Here is a 16,247-nt window from a genome sequence, read left to right on the forward strand (position 1 = left end):
CGTCCAGCCTTGCGCATAAGAGTGCAAGCGACTTGTGACGTTCCGAGGACGCCGCCGGGTTTTGCGGGCACAATCGGACGCATTCGAACAAGAGCCCACGGCCATGCTGATCGACGAAGAATTCACCCTCAAGAAGCTGGAAATCTTCCTGGCATTCATGCGCACCGGCAACCTGGCCCGCGCCGCCGCCGAGCTGCAAACCAGCAATGTCAGCGTGCACCGCGCCATCCACTCGCTGGAAAATGCCTTGCGCTGCCCGCTGTTCAAACACGAGGGCCGCAACCTCACCCCGCTGGAAAGCGCCTACGTGCTGGAAGAACGCGCACAAAAACTCATCGCCGATGTGGTCGACAGCGTACGCCTGACCCGCGAAGCCGCCGGCTTCTCCGCCGAACGCTTCAAGCTCGGCTCGCTGTATTCGCTCACGGTCAAGACCGTGCCGCAATTGATCATGGGCCTGAAGATCAGGCGCAGCGAACTCAATATCGACCTGATCCTCGGCTCCAATTTCGACCTGCTGTACAAGCTCAAGAACATGGAAGTCGACGCAATCCTCATCTCCCTCGACGAACACGCCAACGACCCCGACTGCGAACAGATCGAGCTGTTCTGCGACGACATCTTCCTCGCCACCCCCGCCGACTCACCCTTCGACCGCGCCCAGGAAATCGACCTGGCCGACGTACGCGACGCCACCTTCATCACCCTCACCCAAGGCTTCGCCACCCACCAGGATGGCAACCGGGTATTCAAGCAGGCGGGGTTCGAGCCGAAGGTGGCGATGCAGGTCAATGACATCTTCACACTGCTGAGCATGGTCAGTTCGGGGGTGGGTTATGCGTTGCTGCCAGGAAGGATCGCGGCGGTGTACGAGAACCGCGTGAAGCTGATACCGCTGCAACCCAGGTATCGGTTGCAGCAGCATATCGGGGTGGTGTTCCTGAAGGCCAAGGAGCGTGATCCGAATTTACTCGCGTTGTTGGCGGAGTGTCGGATGTATGCCAATCGGCAGGGAACAGCCTGACACTCCGCAACCCTCAAGGTCAGCCCACCAACCCACGCACAATGAAGTACAGCAACGAAGGCCCCAGCAAACACCCAAGCCCGGTATGGAACGTCGCCGTCAACGCGCCATACGGCACCAAGCGCCGATCCGTCGCCGCCAGCCCTGCCGTCACGCCGCTCACGGTGCCGGCCAAGCCACCGAACACCATCGCTGAACGCGGATTGTCCAAGCCCATCCAACGCGCCGCCACCGGGGTGCCGACCATCACCAGGATCGCCTTGATCAACCCGGTCGCAATCGACAGTGCCATCACATCCGAAGTCGCGCCAATCGCCGCACCGGTCACCGGGCCGACGATGTAGGTCACGGCACCCGCGCCGATGGTGGTCATGCTGATCGCGTCGCGATAGCCAAACACCCAGGCCATGCTGGCGCCGACGATAAACGGCAGGATCGTGCCCAGCAGCAGCGCAATCACACCGATCATCCCGGCCTTGCGCGCCTCGGTGGCCTGCACCTCGAACGCCGTGGCAACGATGGCGAAGTCGCGCAGCATCGCACCGCCCATCAGGCCAATACCAGAGAACAGTGCCAGGTCGGCCAAGCCTTTTTGCCCGCCGGTAAGGGTGCCGCCGACCCAGGCCAGGACCAGGCCGATGACGATGGCAATCGCCGAGCCGTGGATGCGCCCGAACGTCAGGCGCTTGGACAGCACCACGGAAATCCACATCACCACGCCAACAAACGCAAACGCGGTGATCAGGCCGTTATGTTCCAGGCCTTTTTCGATGAGATCCCACATATCAGCGACCTCCCGCAGGCACGATCAGCGGCTCTTCGGCGGGCAGAGGCTCGCCCTTGTGAGTACGGCTGATCAACGCAATGGTGCAACCACAGACCACCACCGAACCAATCGCCGCCAGCACCGCGACCGGGCCGCCGTGCAGGGCGGTTACGACGTTCTGCTGCGCGGCCATCGCCACCACCACGGGGATATACATGGCGCCCCAAAAGCCCACGCCCATCTCGCACTCCTTGGTCATGCCGCCGCGTTTTTGCATCCACAGGCGAGCGCAGATCAGCAGGATCATGGCGATACCCACCCCGCCCACGTTGGATTTGACGCCCAGCAACACGCCGAGCATGTCGCCCATGATCACACCTGCAAGCGTGCAGATCGCCAGCAATGCCACACCGTAAATAATCATTGTTGTTGTCCTCGAAGTGCTCGATCGAAATTGTTGTTTTTGTGCTTCGACAGCCTTGGGTGGTGCTTTATCGGTGGCGGCGCTCCTCCTCTTCCAGCAGGGCCTGCAAGGTGTCCAGGCGTGCGCCTTCGCAGGCGATCACGGTGCCTTGTTCGAACACGCGGCGTGACAGGCCGGTGAGCACGGCGCCCGGGGGCAGTTCGATTTGCAGGCGCACACCGCGCTCGTAGGCGCTTTGCACGGTGCCGCGCCAGTCAACGACGCGGCACATGTTGAAGGCCAGGTCGTCGCGCAGATGTTCGGGGTTGTGGATCGGCCGCGCGCGAGTGCTGCTCAGGTAGGTGATGCGCGGCGCCTTGAGCGGGACAAATGCCTGGGCCAGGACCTCGGCCGGCTGCTCCAGCAGCGCGCAATGGGACGGCACACTGACGGCCAGGCGTTTGGCGATGCCGTTGCCCTTGATGCGCGCGGCAACACGCTTCATGGCCTCGTCGCTGCCGGCGATCACGCTTTGGTTATCGGCGTTGATATTGGCCAGGTACACCGGGGTTTCAGGGCTGTGGATGTCGGCGAGGAGTGTTTCGACGGTGGATAACTCCACGCCGATGATCGCGGTCATGCCGTAGCCGTGTGGATAAGCGTTTTGCATCAGTTGGCCGCGCAGGCTCACAAGCTTTACCGCATCGGCAAAATCCAGGGCCCCGGCGATGACCGCAGCCGGGTAGGCGCCGATGGACAGGCCCGCCACGTAATCCGGGGTGCGCTCCAACAGGCGGGCGTGGGCGACGCCGGCGATCAACAGGCACAGTTGCACGGCGCGGGTACTGGCCAGGGCTTGCGCGGAATCGAGCACGCGCACGTCTTCGCCCAGGGCATCGCTGGCTTCTGCCAGCACAGGTTCGGGCAACGACTTCAGCATGCCTGGTCGCTGAGCGCCCTGCCCTGGAAACACCAGCAGGCTGCTCATGCCACGGCCTGCCAAGGGTCGAGCACAAGATGCGCGCCGCTGGTGGTTTTCAGCAGCACACGGCGTGAGCCGCTGGCCCATTCGCGCAAGGCGACGGCGCCAAACGGGGTTTGCAGTTGCAGGTCCACAGGGCACACCGTCGTGTCCAGGCTCGCCAGCAGGTCCTCGGCAGCGGCGCGTTCAAGGCGCTTGGGCGTACGCAGGATCAAATCCAGATCACTCTGGGCATGCAGTGCTTCGATGCCGGTGGCCAATTCAAAGCCTGCGCTACCGCTGACGCCCCATGCCTCGTGCACCAGCACCGAACGCAATTGAGCAAGCGCGTGCAGCGCGGGTAAATCCCGTGACGAAACCACGTCGCGCAGGGCTTCCGGTGCAACACGCCGCTGCACCGCCGCCAGCGGCATCTCGGCGGCGAACCGCTGCTCACGCAAACGCCCGCGCACGCCGACCGCCACATGCCCCGGCGCGGCAATGGCGCGGCGCACCACCACCGGATGGCCGGCGCCGAGCGCTTCGAGCACCCAGGCCGGTGCATCGGCGGGCGCATGCGCTGGGGTCATGCCCCAGAGCAAGTCGTGGGCGTTCACCATTGTTCCCGCAGCAGTTGGCGAACCTGGCTGGAGGCTGCCCGATTAGTCGCGCCGAGGCGTCCGCGCAGATCGGCGCTGCCGATGTCCTTGATCGCATTCAGCAGGCAATCACTGACCCGCGCTACATCGTCCGCCGTGGGCTGTTCAATCTGGCTGACCGACAAGGTCTCCCACAGCAAGCCGAGGCTGGCATAGCTGTCGATGTCATAGGCCATGGGCGGCACACTGGCGGCCAGGGCTTCCAGCTCTTCGACGCTGCGCAGGGTCACCCGCGCGGCCGAGGCCTTGCCCATGGCGTGCACCATTACGCCGGGGTCGCGCAGGGCAATCAGGCGGTTGGCCTGGTAGCCATGGGCCAGGAACGCACCGGACATGGCCTTGCCCACCAGCAGCGCAATCACTGGGTGGCCGGCGAGGCGCGCGCGGGCATAGCTGTCGGCCGCAGCGGCCAGGGCCTGGTGGATGCCGAGGGCTTCTTCGCGACGGCCATAGGCTTGGCTGGGCACATCGACGATGGCGATGATGGGCCGCTTGTCGCCGCGGGCGATGGCCTCATCGACGGCCTTGGCCAGGCCCCAGCCTTCGAGCAGGCCGACTTCGCCATTGCGCGCCCGAGGGAAGCGGTTTTGCGCGTCGGTCACCACGGCGACAAAGCGCACCTGTTGCTCACCCAATACACCGTCGGCCACCCTCAGCGACGCCGGCAAATCGTCTACAACTGGAGCGCCGGCGCTCAATGCGTTGAACCACTGCAAGCCTCTCATGAGCGTTCTCCCTGATACAGCTCGCGCACCGTCGCCGGGTCGATTTGCGCTACGGCGTCCAACTCGGCCAAGCGTGTGAGGTAATAATCAGCCTGGCGACTGCGTTGTTGGGCGGGCACGCCTTGCTGCAACAACGCGCTGACCGTCTGCTGGATCTGCGCCGCATCGTCGGCCACGTAACGGTCGGCCAGGCCGCTGTTGAAACGCTGTTCGCCGCCCGTGAGGCTCCAGATAAAAGGACGGTCGCGGGAGTCGTACTCTTCCAACCCGGCTTCCTGTTCGATCACCTGCGGACCATTCAGGCCCAGGCGCGCTTCGCGGGTGACGACGAGGTAGCTGCACAGCCCGGCGGCGATGGACATGCCACCGAAACAGCCAACGCTGCCCGCCACCACGCCGATCACCGGCTGGTACTGGCGCAGGTCGACAATCGCCGCGTGTATGTCGGCAATCGCGGCCAGGCCGAGGTTGGCTTCCTGCAAGCGCACGCCGCCGGTTTCCAGCAGCAGCACGGCGCGGGTCGGGATGCCCTTGCGGTTGTCTTCGGCGGCCAGTTCCAGGGCGCCGGCGATTTTCGCGCCGCCCACTTCACCGAGGCTGCCGCCCTGGAAGTTACCTTCAATGGCCGCAATCACTACGGGCAAGTCGCCGATGCTGCCCTTGGCGATCACCACGCCGTCATCGGCCTGGGGCACCACCCCTTGGCGGCTGAGCCAGGGCGACATGACGCGCTGGAACGGGTCGATCAGTTCGCGAAAGGTGCCGGCATCCAACAAGGCCTTGGCCCGCTGCCGCGCACCCAGTTCCACGAAGCTGTGTTTAGCCAGCAAGTCAGTCATGGCCGATCTCCTCGAATCCCTGTTCCAGGCGCAAACGCACCACGCCGGGGGTGGCGCCGAAATCGTGGATATCAATGTTCAGGGCGGGTGGCGTCTGCTCTTGGAAAATGCGTTCGAACAGGTGCTGCCAGCGTTGTTCGGCGCCATTCACCGAGGTCTGTACCTGGATGGTCAACGTGCCGGCCGTGCCCGGCTCCAGCAGCACTTCCAGGTCGCCCGAGCCGACGCAACCCACCAGCGCACGGCCTGTTGGCGGCTGCCCGGCGGGGAATTCAAAGGATAAGGTTTCCATCACAACGCTCCGTCGAGGCGGTCGATAAACAGGCAGGCGGCCAACAGGTCGGCGGCGCCACCGGGGGAGGCATTCAGGGCCAGCAGTTGATGGTCCAGCTCATGCAGTTGGCGGCGCCCGGCGAGGCTTGCGCTGCCGCCGGCGTCGAGCACGGCCTGGGCACCGCGCTGCATGGCATGCAGGCCTTCCAGGCCGGCGCGATAGAGCACGCAGGTGTCGGCCAGGTCGGTCATGATCGCGAGCAAGGCGTCAAGACGCGCGTTCTGTTCACCGACGTTCTGGCGGCGGCTCTGGCGCAGTTGCGGCAGACCGCGTTGGGTCACGGCGGGGAAGCCCAGTTGCGCTTCTTCACGGGCACCACGTGCGCCGTAGCGTTGCGCGACCTGGGCGCCGTGGCTCATCGATTGGGGCGCGTAACGGTCGTTGAGCAGGGCCAGTCTGGCGGCGTTCAGCGTTATGGCTCGCGGTTCCAGGGCAGCCGCTGCGGTCAGCAGGCCAAGGGCCCAGATCGCACCGCGATGGGTGTTCACGCCGTGGGTGGTGACGAGCATCGCCTGTTCGCCTTCGCGCCCGATACGGCCGAGGGCTTCGCGCAGGGGCAAGCCGACTTCACCGAGTTCAAGCGCCGCCTCGGCCATTGCCTTGAACATCGGCCACAGCGACAGCGCCGAGGCGTGCATCAGCCCCAGGTGCAAATCACTGTGGGCGCCGTTGCCGCGACGGTCCACCAGGGCGGGCTTGGGCGACAGGTCGGCTTCATCGATCAGCGCATCGACGGCCATATCCGCCAGGCGATCCGCGAGGCTGAGTTCGTGCAGTTTAAGGGCGCGCATTTACCAGCTCCTGAATTTGGCGGGCGGGTTGTACAGGCCACCGGACCACTCCACCAGGTCGGCCACACTCTTGGCGGCCAACAGCTCGCGGGTGGCGTCGGTGCGGCGGATGCCCAAATCTTCGGGCAAGGCGATCAGGCCTTCGCGGCGCATGCGCGCGGTGTCCTTGGGGTTGTGGCGCATGCCGATGGCGGTGACCCCGGCGACGGCGGCGATCATCGCCTGGCGCTCTTCCAGGGACCGCGCCTTGTACAGGTAGGCGATGCCTTCTTCGGTGAGCAGGTGGGTGACGTCGTCACCGTAGATCATGATCGGCGCCAGGGGCATGCCGCTTTTGCGCGCCACTTCGACCGCATCCAGGGTGTTGACGAAGGTGGGCTTGCCGCCTTCCTGGAAGGTCTCGACCATCTGCACCACAAGCTTTTTGCCGCGCTCCAGCAGCGCTTCCGGCGCGTCGCCGTGGCGCATGTCCAGCCATGCCGGCGTACCGTGACGACGGCCACGCGGGTCGTGGCCCATGTTCGGCGCCCCGCCAAAGCCGGCGAGGCGGCCACGGGTCACGGTGCTGGAATGGCCGTCGCCGTCGACTTGCAGGGTAGCGCCGATAAACAGGTCCACCGCGTATTGGCCGGCCAGCTGGCAGAACATTCGGTTGGAGCGCATCGAACCGTCGCGGCCGGTGAAGAACACATCCGGGCGCGCGGCGATGTAGTTCTCCATGCCCAGTTCGGTGCCGAAGCAATGCACGCTTTCCACCCAGCCGCTTTCGATGGCGGGGATCAGCGTGGGGTGCGGGTTGAGGGTCCAGTTGCGGCAGATCTTGCCCTTCAAGCCCAGGGATTCACCGTAGGTGGGCAGGATCAATTCGATGGCGGCGGTGTTGAAGCCGATGCCGTGGTTGAGGGACTGCACATTGTGTTTTTCGTAGATGCCGCGGATCGCCATCATCGCCATCAACACATGCACCGGCTTGATATGGCGCGGGTCGCGGGTGAACAGCGGCTCGATGTAGAACGGCTTGTCGGCCACCACCACAAAATCCACCCAGCTGGCGGGGATGTCGACGCGGGGCAAGTCGCTGACGTCATCCACCAACTGGTTGACCTGCACGATCACGATGCCATCGCTGAACGCGGCGGGTTCGATCAGAGCCGGGGTGTCTTCGGTGCTGGCGCCGGTGTAGATATTGCCGGCACGGTCGGCCATGAAACCGGCGGACAGTACGACGTTGGGGATCAGGTCCACCACCAGCCGTGCATAGAGCTCGATGTAGGTGTGGATCGCGCCGATTTCCAGCAGGCCGTCTTCGAGCAGTTGGCTGATGCGCAGGGATTGGGTGCCGGCGAAGGAAAAGTCCAGCTTGCGCGCAATGCCCTTTTCAAACAGGTCCAGGTGCTCGGACCGCCCGACGCTGGGCATGATCATGTGCAAATCGTGGAGTTTGGCCGGGTCAGTCTGGGCCAGGGAGCGCGAGAGGAAGTCGGCCTGCTTCTGGTTGTTGCCTTCCAGCACCACGCGGTCGCCGGGGAGGATCAGCGCCTCAAGCGCCTCGACAATCCTGTCACTGGGCAACACGGCCCCGTCTGCGATTTTTTTGACCAGCCCCAGCCGCCGCTGCTTCTCGTCGCGCCGCCGCGTCCAGCGCGAGTCGGGGTTTATTGTTGTTGTCATGGTCGCTCCACGGGTTTGCTGTCGTGGGCTGTACCTTAGGAGTGATTCAGGGGGCCATCAATCAAGCTGGGCGGTGGATCGTTACGGTTGGAGTAATGGAGCATCAGCAAACGCTGACCCGAGCCAAAAGATGATCTAAATGTGGGAGGGGCGGTCCCAAAAAGGGAATGATCAGTCCCTGGCTGGGACCTCTTCCGCAGAAGGGCTGACCTGCTCCAGAGCTCTATCCACCAACAACTGCCCCAACTCGGCCATTTGCTGGATCCCAAGCATGATGGCGCGCTGGGAAGTGTCCAGGTCGAAGGCCAGGTTGCAGGTGAGTGCGTTGAGGGAGGACAGGGTTTCGCTGGCGTTGACCAGCAGGGTTTCGGTGTTTTGGTGGGGGTTTACGGTGAAGAGGCTTGCGGGCGGATTGGGGGTAGGTTTAACCATGATTTACAACTCCGATATGTGATGGAGACTGCCCTTTTCCGCTTGCACGCGAATTAAGGTGGCAGCTGTGCGCAGGTGTGCAAGACCGGGCATATCGGACCCCGGCAGACCCCGAAGGATCTCCCACGCACAGCCGCCATAACAAATACAGCAGGCATAAAAAACGCCCGTTGAATGGCTATGGGCGTTGGTGCGCCGACATGTAACCGGACTTGCACGTCCGTGTCACCGTTTTTTGCGATGACGGGACGAAGACTAGGCGCGCTGACTGCACGCGACAAGTTCATGCATAACCCAAAATCTTGCAGGAAAAATCCGAAGCCCCAGCCGCAGCCGCCAGCCAGCGCAAGGCCAAAGCCCTGCAATAGGGTGACGCGGAGCGTGGGAACGATCATCGACACTCAGAAGAGAATTATCTGACAGACTTTTCAGGTTGTTGCTCGGAACCGTTGTCCCTAGGCTTTTCGCTCCGAATAGCTACGGGCAGGCATCATGAACCCGATCGTTAATCCCGATGCAAGGCCATTGCAGAGTGTGATGTATCACATCACAATCGCGCCATGATCGTCAGCTGGAAACATAAAGGACTCAGGGCGTTCTATGAGACCGGTTCAACCAGAGGCATCAACGCAAATCATGCAAAGCGCTTGCGCCGCATGCTGCTCATTCTGGACAAGGCCGAGCACCCAGATGCACTGGATCTGCCCGGCTGGCGCTTCCACCGTTTGAAGGGCGACCTGATCGACTACTGGTCAGTCAGCATAAGTGGTAACTGGCGCATCATTTTTCGGATGTTCGACGATCAGGTCGAACTGGTTGATTATCTTGATTACCACTGAGTAGAGGTATCGATATGGGTATGCACAACCCACCTCACCCAGGTGAAATTCTGCTTGAGGACGTGGTCCCAGCCTTGGGCATCACCATCACCGAAATGGCTAAACGTCTTGGCTTTGCCCGCGAAACTTTTTCAAGGATCTTGCATGGCCACGCTCCCGTCAGCCCGGACCTTGCCGTCCGGTTGGAGCGAGCCGGCGTAAGTACTGCACAACTATGGCTATCGATGCAAAGTGCCTACGACTTGTGGCAGGCCGAGCATCGGGAGCAGCCGTTGATTGAGCGGTTTGCGCGGATTGATTGAGGGCTTGAGCAAGTCTCCCTGCGTAGCAGCTGTCGAGCCCTGGCGAGGCTGCGTCAGCGGTGTGTCAGACGGGCCGCAAGCGCAGCCTCGCCGGGGCTCGACAGCTGCTACGCAATATCACATTCAGATGCCCCTCCCACAGGGGATCCTCACATGACTTAGATTCACGCCAACCCGGACTCCACCAGCAACGCCTCGAGCCCCATCAAATCCGGCACCTTAGCCACATGTTCCCCCACCTGCACCGCCGCCAGTTCCAGCGGGCACAGCGGCACGTCCACGTAGCTCAATTCGCTATCGAGCTTGTACGACCGTGGAATCCCCTGGATCACCAGCGCAATAAACTTCAACGTGGGTCGGCCGCCCAGTGCATTCAACACCACGATCCGCGAGCGTTCGCCGGTCACGCCGGCCTCGCCGCACGCCGCTTCAAAGCTGATCAACGGGATTTGCCGATCCCGCCACGTCACTTGCCGCAAATACCACGGCGGCGCATCGCTGGCCGGTTCGCCGCGTTGGAAGTCGATCAACTCGGCGATGGCGACGTTGGGCAGTATCAGGTGGCGGTCGGCCAGGGGCAGGAGCAGGCCGGTGAGTTGGCTGGTACGGTGGTCAAGCACGGGATTTGCTCCAGTAGGCGATGCTTTCGAGCAGCACCGATTCCTGGTACGGCTTGCCCAGGTAGTCGTTGACGCCGATGGCCATGGCGCGGTCGCGGTGTTTCTGGCCGGTGCGGGAGGTGATCATGATGATCGGCAGGCGCATCAGCCGGGGGTCGTTGCGCACCTGGATGGCGACTTCGAAGCCGTCCATGCGCGGCATTTCGATGTCGAGCAGCATCAGGTCAGGGGTATGTTCCTCGAGCACGGCAAGGGCGTCGATGCCATCCTTGGCGGTGAGTACGTTCATGCCGTTGCGCTCCAACAGGCGGCTGGTGACTTTGCGCACGGTGACCGAGTCGTCCACCACCAGCACCAGCAGCGGGCGCTTTTTCAGCGGGTCGTTGAGGATCAACGGAGCATCCACCGCCTGGGCCGGCAAGGCCGGTTGCCGGGCGCGGATGTGCGCGAGCAGGTCGATGATCAACACCACGCGCCCATCCCCCAGGATGGTCGCGCCGGATAACCCCTGCACCCCGGAAAACTGCGGGCCCAGGCCCTTGACCACAATCTCCCGGGTGCCGGCCATGGCGTCCACATGCACCGCCACACGGCGCTCGTTGCACTGCACCAGCAACACCGGCACGGGTTGATACTGGCCCAGTAATTTCGGGCGACCGACGGTGTGCAGCAGGTCACCCAGGTAAAACAGCTCGTAGCGTTGGCCGGCATATTCATAACACGGCGGATCCTGCTGGTAGTGCCCCGCCAGCTCATGGGGCAGCACCCGCACCAGCCCTTCGATGGTGTTGAGCGGGATCGCGTATTGATCGTCCGCGCAGTGCACCATCAACGCCCGATTGACCGACACGGTAAACGGCAGGCGGATGCGAAAGTGCACGCCCTCCCCCGGTGTCGAGTCAATGAACATCGAGCCGCCGAGCTGGCGCACTTCTTCGTGCACCACGTCCATGCCCACGCCGCGCCCGGAAATCTGCGTGATCTTTTCCGCCGTGGAGAACCCCGGCTGCAGGATGAACTGCAACACATCACGGTCGCTCATCTCTTGATGAGGGGCGAGCAAACCGCGCTTGATCGCCTTGCGCCGCACCGCTTCCAGGGGCACGCCGGCACCGTCGTCGCGCATGTCGAAAACGATATCGCCGCCTTCGTGGGCCAGGTCCAGGGTGATGCGGCCCTTCTCCGGCTTGCCGGCCAACAGCCGCGCATCGCGGGATTCCAGGCCATGGTCGACGGCGTTGCGCAGCATGTGTTCCAGCGGTGCCGCCATGCGCTCCAGCACATTGCGGTCCATCTCGCCCTCGGCATTGCCGACGATGAATTCCACGTCCTTGCCCAACTCGCCCGCCACCTGGCGCACGATGCGTTTGAGGCGCGGCAGCATGCGTTCGAAGGGCACCATGCGCGTGCGCATCAGGCCTTCCTGCAACTCGGTGTTGATGCGCGCCTGTTGCTGCAACAGGTCATGGGCGTCCTCGTTGCGGCGGTCGAGGGTGTCCTTGAGGTCGAGCAGGTCGGAGGCCGATTCCGACAGCGCCCGGGACAGTTGCTGCAACTGCGAATGACGGTCCATTTCCAGCGGGTCGAATTCTTCATAGCCCAGGCGCTCGGCCTCGGCCTGTTGACGACTGAGGATGCGCCCCTGGGTTTCGGTGTCGAGGCGGCGCAGTTGGTCGCGCATGCGTTCGATAGTGGTTTCCACCTCATGCAGGGCAATGCGCGCGTCGTTGACTTGCTGCTCGATACGACCACGGAAGATCGAGGTCTCGCCGGCCAGGTTGACCAGGTCGTCCAGCAGGTCAGCGGAAATCTTCACCATGTCGGCGCCGGGATCAACCACCGCTTCGACCTTGCCTGCGGGCAGCGCCACGGGCGTCACGGGCTCATCGCTGGGGTGCACCAGGCTCTTGATACGTTCGATGAGCTTGTCCACCGAACCCACCGGCAGCCCATCCGCCACGGCGTCGATCATCTGCGCCAGGCGGTCGTGGCAGCCCTGCAGCAACGCGAACAGTTCGGCGGACGGCGCGAGCAAACCGGCGGACAGCCCTTCGTAGAGAAATTCCAGCTCATGGGCCAGGTCACCGATCGGCCCGATCTCGACCATGCGCGCGCCGCCCTTGAGGGTGTGCAGGTCGCGCAGCAGGGTTTCGACTTCCTGGCGATTGTTCGGCTCGGCCTGCCAGCGCAGCAAGGCGCTGCCGGAGCTGTCGAGAATGTCGGCGGCTTCTTCGAGGAAGATGTCCAGCAACTCGGGGTCGGTGCCCGGCGTTTCCGCAGGTGGAGCGGCCTGTGCAGCCGGCATGCCGCCCTGGCGTAGCGCGCGCAACCTGGCGACCAGTTCGGCGCTGTCGCTCAAGGGTTGATGGTGCTGCAGTTCCTCCAGTTGCAAGGCCAGTCGCTCATGGCTGGCCATCAGCACCTGCGACAGCTCGCTGGAGTAGCTGTAGCGCCGATCCACCAGGCCTTCGTACACGCACTCCAATTCATGGGCAAGGTCGGCCACCGGTCCGATGTCGGCCATGCGCGCGCCGCCCTTGAGGGTGTGCAGGTCGCGCTGCAGGGACGACAACGGCGCGGCACTGTCCGGCTCCAGCAGCCAGCGCTTGAGCGACTGCCCCGCACTGTCGAGGATATCCACGGCTTCTTCGAGGAAGATCTCCACGAGTTCATCGTCGATCCACGTTTCATCCTGCAGTTGCGCGGTGGCGGCGCCCAGTTCGGAGATGCTCAGGGTACGGCTGCCGTCGCTTTTGATCAGGCCGGTGGCAGAAGGGTCCAGCGCATCGTCCAGCAGTTCGCGCAGGGCGTGTACACGTGCCGGAGCCGGGATGATTTCCTGGCCGGCGGCCAATTGATCGAGCATGCTGATCAGCGCCTCATGGGCCTGTTCGGCCTCATGGAAAAACCGTTCGCTGACCGCCAGGCTGCTTTCTTCCACGGCGCCGTAGAGGTCGAGCAAGGCTTCGCAGAGTTCATCGATGGCGTGCAGGTCAGCAACATGCGCGCCCTCCCCCAACGTGGTCAATTCATCCAGCAGCGCGGTGAGTTCCTGGCGTTCGCCGGGGTGTTGCTGCCAGCGGCGCAGCAGGTTTTCGGCGTCGAGCAGAATGTCCATGCCCTGGGCCAGGAAGTTGGCAATCAGTTGCGGGTCGCGCTTGATCCGCAACCCCGTGTTGGGGGCGTCGAGCAGCGCGGCCAGTTGATGGTCGAGCAGGGCCTGGGTACGGCGGATCAAGTCATCCGCGCCCTTGATCGGCACCAGGGGATCGCGGTCCAGTTGACGCAACCCGCGCTGGAACAGGCCTTCGGCTTCCAGCAGCAACTCGACTTCGTCCAGGTCCAGCGGCAGGCGATGGGCCTTGTATTCGCGGGTCAGGTGATCCAGTGGGCGCACCAGCTCGGCGATGGGCAACACGCCAGCCATGTAGGCGCTGCCCTTGAGGGTGTGCAGGGCCCGTTGCAGTTCATCGCTGACTTGCAGCGGCACATGCTCGGCGGCCTGTTGCAGGAAGTGGTTGAGGCTGTCCAGATGGCTCTGGGCTTCGTTGCGGAAGATCTCCAGCAACATCGGATCGTGGGGTTCGGCGCCTGACCCTGCGCCGTTGGCCCAGGCGTGGGCGCGGGCGGCCAGGGCGTCGACCTCATCGCGCTGGTGTTGTTCGCCCGTCGCGAAGTCGGCGATCAATGCCGGCAGCAGGGCCACGGCGTCATCCAGCACCTGTTGGATCTCGGGGCCGAGGGCCACACTGCGCTCGAGCACACGGTTCAGCAGGTTTTCCACGGCCCAGGCCAGCTCCGCCAGCACCAGGGCGCGTACCATGCGGCCGCTGCCTTTCAGGGTGTGGAAAGCGCGGCGCATTTCGCCCTGGGCGGTTTTGTCCGCGCTGTTGGGCAGGTGACGGTGCAGCACCTCAAGGACTTCCTCGGTTTCTTCGAGGAAGACATCGCGCAGTTCATCGTCGATGGGCGCTTCATCGGCCGGCGGCGGCAGCAGGCTACCGGGGCGTTGCAAGGCCGGCGGATTGAGGCCCGAAGTGGGGTTGGCCAGTGCGTCGAACTGCGACTGGCTGGGCGCAACCTCGCTCGACAGCGCGCCATCGGGTGCTGCCAGCGCCTGGCGCCAGGGTTTTTCGGCAGGCAGGTAGCCCAGCGCAGCCAGGCTTTGGGTGGCCATTTCCAACACCCGTTCACCGGCGGCGTCCGGGTCCTGGAGCATGCGCTCGAGGTAATACTCCAGGCTGCTGATCACGTCAGCGAAATGCCCCAGTTGTACCTCCGACGGCGGGTTGTCGTTGACCATCAACTGTTCGTCGACATAATCGGTGCAACCGCGCATCAGGCTTGCCGCGCGGGGCAAGGGGATCATCGCCAGCGCGCCGCGCACCTGGCTCAGCAGTTCCGGCAGGGATTCCAGGCGCTGGCGGTCCCAATCGGCTTCGATACAGTCGATCACCAGCTCCTTGGCTTGCTGCAGGCACTGGCAGGATTCGCGGATGACCAACTGGTGGATCTGGGTCAGGTCGGTGGTGGGCAGGCGGCTCTCTTCATGGCCTTCCGGCTCGACGGTGCCGACCATTCCCGCCAGCGTGGCTTCCACATAGAGCAGCGCGCCGGCGACGTCCATCAACACCGCATCGTTGGGCTCGCGATGCCCCTGGGCCAGGCTCAATACCACGGCCAGCTGGTCGATGATGACTTTGCGCGGCTGGCCAAACCCCAGCACCGCGAGGGTATCGGCAATCTGTCGCAGGGGCGCCAGCAGCGCGTCGAGGTCGCTCGTGTGCTGGCGGTCGCTGCGCACGAACAGGTCGAGGCGCTCTTTGACCCGGACCAACTCTTCACACAACGCACCGAGCACCGAGCCCATGGCGTTGCGATCCGGCCCGGCAAGGCGCGCGCGTTCGGCGTCCACCACCGTGCTGTCGGGCAAGGCCTCATCCAGGCTGTAGCGCTCTTTCAGACTCTGCATGCGCGGGGTCGGTCGGGTGACTTTGGCGACGTAAAACAACAGGCTCTTGAGCAGTTCATCCGGTGCGGGTTGGTTGATCCCGCCGATGCCCTGTGCCAGCAGGCGCTTGAGCTGCTTGTCGCTGGCCTTGAGCAGGCTGCGCAGCGCCGGGCTGTTGGCGACTACGCCGGTGAGCATGCCCTCGACCAGCGCCGACGCCACTTGCCACAGCGGCAACAGCGGCGCGCCCTGGCACAGCGCCTCAAGGCGCGCGAACACCCGCGCCATATCTTCCAGGTTGCTCGGCCCGTGGTCTTCACGCAGCAGCCCGGCGAGGGCTTGCTGCAACAGTTGATGCCACTGGCGCAGTTGCGCCTGGAGGTCGGCCGGCGCGCGTTGAGCCAGGGCGTCATCGGGAAGCGGCGCAATCGACAGCAGTTGCGGGCTGAACAAGCTGGTTTCCGACAGCAGGCTTTCGCCGTGGGCACTGCGCAGGTCGTTGAGCAGCGGCAGCACCACCAGCGGTAAATCACGGCGAGCGCTGTGCACCCGGTCAAGGTACAACGGCAGTTGGCCCAGGGCCTGTTGCAGCAGGCGGATACTTTCCTCGCGCTGGCCGACATGCCCGGCCTGGAGCGCCAGGGCCAGTTCTTCGATCTCTTCGGCCAGCAGCGCCGCGCCGTAGAACTCGACCATTTGCAGCGCACCATGCACCTGGTGGATAGCGTCCAGGCACTGGCTGATCACGCCATCGTCGTGGGTCTCGACAAATGCATCCAGCGCCGAACGGGCCTGTTTCAGGGTTTCGGCAATGTCGCCCTTGACCCATTCGAGGGCCACGTAGTCGTGCCGATCAACCATAACTGCTCCGCTTAGAATTCGTGGGTTGCCTGGATCTCAAAGCCAATGGAGATCGAGTGTGGGAGGTGG

15 protein-coding genes are annotated in these 16,247 nt (G+C 63.9%); 3 read left to right on the plus strand and 12 right to left on the minus strand.

The window, feature by feature from the left end; translation table 11 throughout:
- Positions 1-103: 103 nt before the first annotated feature.
- Positions 104-1,024, plus strand: a complete 921-nt coding sequence (locus F6S08_RS30105; protein WP_065923829.1) for a LysR substrate-binding domain-containing protein — start codon at positions 104-106, stop codon at positions 1,022-1,024.
- Between the two features lie 19 nt (positions 1,025-1,043).
- On the opposite strand, the gene madM is transcribed toward F6S08_RS30105, so the two are convergent.
- The 10 genes from madM to F6S08_RS30155 form a co-directional block, all read right to left on the minus strand.
- Positions 1,044-1,808 (minus strand): malonate transporter subunit MadM, encoded by a 765-nt coding sequence (gene madM, locus F6S08_RS30110; protein ID WP_027606067.1) that lies wholly within the window; start codon positions 1,806-1,808, stop codon positions 1,044-1,046.
- Position 1,809: 1 nt separating this feature from the next.
- Entirely contained in the window at positions 1,810-2,214 is a 405-nt protein-coding gene (madL, locus tag F6S08_RS30115; protein WP_027606068.1) for a malonate transporter subunit MadL, read from the minus strand.
- 67 nt (positions 2,215-2,281) lie between these two features.
- The gene (gene mdcH / locus F6S08_RS30120; protein WP_065923831.1) at positions 2,282-3,181 is read right to left on the minus strand and encodes a malonate decarboxylase subunit epsilon; all 900 of its coding nucleotides are present in this window, start codon (positions 3,179-3,181) and stop codon (positions 2,282-2,284) included.
- Complete coding sequence (locus tag F6S08_RS30125; protein WP_074847814.1) at positions 3,178-3,774, minus strand: malonate decarboxylase holo-ACP synthase; 597 nt, start codon at positions 3,772-3,774, stop codon at positions 3,178-3,180. Before F6S08_RS30125 ends, mdcH begins: the two co-directional genes overlap by 4 nt.
- A complete protein-coding gene (gene mdcE / locus F6S08_RS30130; protein WP_065923833.1) occupies positions 3,768-4,538 on the minus strand; it encodes a biotin-independent malonate decarboxylase subunit gamma in 771 nt (256 codons plus the stop codon). The genes F6S08_RS30125 and mdcE overlap by 7 nt, the downstream gene beginning before the upstream one ends.
- Positions 4,535-5,377, minus strand: a complete 843-nt coding sequence (locus F6S08_RS30135) for a biotin-independent malonate decarboxylase subunit beta (RefSeq protein WP_065923834.1) — start codon at positions 5,375-5,377, stop codon at positions 4,535-4,537. Before F6S08_RS30135 ends, mdcE begins: the two co-directional genes overlap by 4 nt.
- Complete coding sequence (locus tag F6S08_RS30140; protein ID WP_065923835.1) at positions 5,370-5,669, minus strand: malonate decarboxylase subunit delta; 300 nt, start codon at positions 5,667-5,669, stop codon at positions 5,370-5,372. Before F6S08_RS30140 ends, F6S08_RS30135 begins: the two co-directional genes overlap by 8 nt.
- Complete coding sequence (locus F6S08_RS30145) at positions 5,669-6,502, minus strand: triphosphoribosyl-dephospho-CoA synthase (RefSeq protein ID WP_065923836.1); 834 nt, start codon at positions 6,500-6,502, stop codon at positions 5,669-5,671. The genes F6S08_RS30140 and F6S08_RS30145 overlap by 1 nt, the downstream gene beginning before the upstream one ends.
- Complete coding sequence (gene mdcA, locus F6S08_RS30150) at positions 6,503-8,173, minus strand: malonate decarboxylase subunit alpha (RefSeq protein WP_065946510.1); 1,671 nt, start codon at positions 8,171-8,173, stop codon at positions 6,503-6,505.
- A 171-nt stretch (positions 8,174-8,344) separates the two neighbouring features.
- Positions 8,345-8,605: a DUF6124 family protein gene (locus tag F6S08_RS30155; protein WP_065923838.1), complete on the minus strand. Its 261-nt coding sequence runs from the start codon at positions 8,603-8,605 to the stop codon at positions 8,345-8,347.
- Between the two features lie 560 nt (positions 8,606-9,165).
- Here F6S08_RS30155 and F6S08_RS30160 point away from each other — a divergent pair.
- Complete coding sequence (locus F6S08_RS30160) at positions 9,166-9,444, plus strand: type II toxin-antitoxin system RelE/ParE family toxin (RefSeq protein WP_065923839.1); 279 nt, start codon at positions 9,166-9,168, stop codon at positions 9,442-9,444.
- Between the two features lie 14 nt (positions 9,445-9,458).
- Entirely contained in the window at positions 9,459-9,746 is a 288-nt protein-coding gene (locus F6S08_RS30165; protein ID WP_065923840.1) for a HigA family addiction module antitoxin, read from the plus strand.
- A 164-nt stretch (positions 9,747-9,910) separates the two neighbouring features.
- Here the strand turns inward: F6S08_RS30165 and F6S08_RS30170 are convergent, their stop codons facing one another.
- On the minus strand, positions 9,911-10,366 hold the full coding sequence (locus tag F6S08_RS30170; protein WP_027606077.1) for a chemotaxis protein CheW: 456 nt from the start codon (positions 10,364-10,366) through the stop codon (positions 9,911-9,913).
- Positions 10,359-16,178, minus strand: coding sequence for an Hpt domain-containing protein (locus F6S08_RS30175; RefSeq protein WP_315872708.1), 5,820 nt, complete (start codon positions 16,176-16,178; stop codon positions 10,359-10,361). Before F6S08_RS30175 ends, F6S08_RS30170 begins: the two co-directional genes overlap by 8 nt.
- Positions 16,179-16,247: the final 69 nt, after the last annotated feature.

Origin of the sequence: Pseudomonas sp. JV449 (assembly GCF_032424295.1) — a bacterium.
GTDB lineage: Bacteria > Pseudomonadota > Gammaproteobacteria > Pseudomonadales > Pseudomonadaceae > Aquipseudomonas > Aquipseudomonas marginalis.

Excerpts from the sequence above, each read along its gene's own strand:
- F6S08_RS30105 (WP_065923829.1), top strand. The coding sequence starts at position 104 with ATGCTGATCGACGAAGAATTCACCCTCAAGAAGCTGGAAATCTTCCTG.
- madM (WP_027606067.1), bottom strand. The coding sequence starts at position 1,808 with ATGTGGGATCTCATCGAAAAAGGCCTGGAACATAACGGCCTGATCACC.
- madL (WP_027606068.1), bottom strand. The coding sequence starts at position 2,214 with ATGATTATTTACGGTGTGGCATTGCTGGCGATCTGCACGCTTGCAGGT.
- mdcH (WP_065923831.1), bottom strand. The coding sequence starts at position 3,181 with ATGAGCAGCCTGCTGGTGTTTCCAGGGCAGGGCGCTCAGCGACCAGGC.
- F6S08_RS30125 (WP_074847814.1), bottom strand. The coding sequence starts at position 3,774 with ATGGTGAACGCCCACGACTTGCTCTGGGGCATGACCCCAGCGCATGCG.
- mdcE (WP_065923833.1), bottom strand. The coding sequence starts at position 4,538 with ATGAGAGGCTTGCAGTGGTTCAACGCATTGAGCGCCGGCGCTCCAGTT.
- F6S08_RS30135 (WP_065923834.1), bottom strand. The coding sequence starts at position 5,377 with ATGACTGACTTGCTGGCTAAACACAGCTTCGTGGAACTGGGTGCGCGG.
- F6S08_RS30140 (WP_065923835.1), bottom strand. The coding sequence starts at position 5,669 with ATGGAAACCTTATCCTTTGAATTCCCCGCCGGGCAGCCGCCAACAGGC.
- F6S08_RS30145 (WP_065923836.1), bottom strand. The coding sequence starts at position 6,502 with ATGCGCGCCCTTAAACTGCACGAACTCAGCCTCGCGGATCGCCTGGCG.
- mdcA (WP_065946510.1), bottom strand. The coding sequence starts at position 8,173 with ATGACAACAACAATAAACCCCGACTCGCGCTGGACGCGGCGGCGCGAC.
- F6S08_RS30155 (WP_065923838.1), bottom strand. The coding sequence starts at position 8,605 with ATGGTTAAACCTACCCCCAATCCGCCCGCAAGCCTCTTCACCGTAAAC.
- F6S08_RS30160 (WP_065923839.1), top strand. The coding sequence starts at position 9,166 with ATGATCGTCAGCTGGAAACATAAAGGACTCAGGGCGTTCTATGAGACC.
- F6S08_RS30165 (WP_065923840.1), top strand. The coding sequence starts at position 9,459 with ATGGGTATGCACAACCCACCTCACCCAGGTGAAATTCTGCTTGAGGAC.
- F6S08_RS30175 (WP_315872708.1), bottom strand. The coding sequence starts at position 16,178 with ATGGTTGATCGGCACGACTACGTGGCCCTCGAATGGGTCAAGGGCGAC.